The sequence below is a fragment of the Bartonella sp. AD328YNZD genome (assembly GCF_042196425.1).
The window spans coordinates 1-1649 of record NZ_JBHIQG010000449.1 but is presented as its reverse complement, the minus strand read 5'-3'; the positions used below and the strand labels follow the sequence as shown (position 1 = coordinate 1649).

Annotated in this window: 1 protein-coding gene; it reads right to left on the bottom strand. The window is 39.2% G+C overall.

Going from position 1 to position 1649, the window contains the following annotated elements:
- Positions 1-228: 228 nt before the first annotated feature.
- Complete coding sequence (locus ACFIO3_RS12725) at positions 229-1395, bottom strand: tyrosine-type recombinase/integrase (RefSeq protein WP_375615321.1); 1167 nt, start codon at positions 1393-1395, stop codon at positions 229-231.
- Positions 1396-1649: the final 254 nt, after the last annotated feature.

Sequence of the window (1649 nt, the reverse complement as noted above, 5' to 3'; positions counted from 1 at the left end):
AGAATATCATTTTCTGTCATTCTAAAATCCTTTCATAATAAAAAATAGAACCAAATCATGCCTATTTATTAAGCACACTTTGGTTCATTTTTGAAGGTATTTTATTTATAGAAAACAATATATTATCATATAATTTATCATGTGATAAATTATGAGTCTAATTGAGAGCGAATGAGAGAGAAGAGAGCTAAAGTTATCCACAGATTATGGGGTTATGCACCCCATATCTTAAGATTGACCAGTGACATAAGCCGCCCATTTATCCATATAGACACGGCGCTGTTCTAAATAGTCAGTACGACGATAGGCACGCTCTACTTGTCCTCCTACTGTATGACCTAGGATAGTTTCAGCAACCTCATAAGGGGCATCGGTTGTTTCGGCGAGCCAATCACGTAAACTAGAGCGAAAGCCATGGGGGCAGGCTTCAAGTTTATTTTTTCTCATATACGTAGCCATACACTTCTCACCAAGGGAACCCCGACCTGTTGCAGAAAAAAAGAATTCATTGCGAGAGAGCAGGCGCGCTTGTTTTAAAATATCTAATGCTTCTGTTGATAAGGGCACACGAAATTCTGTTGTAGCATCACGCCTTCCTTTCATATTCTCAGCAGGGATTGTCCATATATCCCCCTCAACTTGATCTTTATGAATATGACACAAAGGATTGGTACGAACCCCTGTAAGAATAAGCAAACGCAAAGCTAAATTCGTCATAGTTGTTTTTTCACAAAGTGTTTTATAAAAAGCCGGCACATCTTTCCAATCCATAGCTGGTCTATTAATAGTTTTATGAAGTTGTTTACCTAAAAGAGCACGTGCTTTTTCTGTTGCTTGTAAATCAACATCCAATCCTAATGCAGCCGCATGTTTGAGACACATATTGAGACGAATAAGAGCTCTATTAGCTGTTGCAGCTTTTGTATGCCAAATAGGGGCAAGCGTATTGCGTATCTCTATTTGCGTAATCTCAGAAACGGGCAGACAGCCTAATTTGGGGAGAATATGAAGTTGTAAAGGCGAAAACCAATCTCCATTTTTACCCTCTCCTTTTAATTCAGCTTTACGAGTTTCAAAAGTGTCTAAAGCAATATCTTTTAAATAATGGAGATTACTTATTGCCTCACGCTTTTGTTTATTGCGTTCTTTAATGGGGTCACGACCCTCACGTAAAACCGAACGCCACCCAGTTGCCAATTCACGGGCTTGTTTTAAAGAAACATCTCTCAAAGCACCCAATCCCATCTCACGACGGCGCCCATGAATGGTATAACGATAAATCCATTGAGCACCTCCATCTTTACGCTTATGAAGAAGCAAGCCGGCACCATCATTATATTTGCCAGCCCCCAATGTTGCGACAGATCTTGCATTAAGACGGTTCATAAGAGCCATTTTTTAATCCTTTCTTATACAAATTTGATCCACACACTCATCCCGCTTCTTATGTGCAAATGAGTGGTTTTGATTGATGCAACATAAACAGATTTGAAATGAGAGAATCTTACGTTATTCGGGACTCTCATTCACTATGAATAACGCTAGATTATCATTATAAATCAATATCTTGTCACTTGGTTAATCGCTTCCTTGGCTTCATTAAACAGTTGGAAAAAACCGGTTGGGAATTGCGCTACGGGTTTGGGCTG

What these genes read in the sequence shown, in the direction of transcription:
- ACFIO3_RS12725 (WP_375615321.1), bottom strand. Translation starts at nt 1,395, where the DNA reads ATGGCTCTTATGAACCGTCTTAATGCAAGATCTGTCGCAACATTGGGG.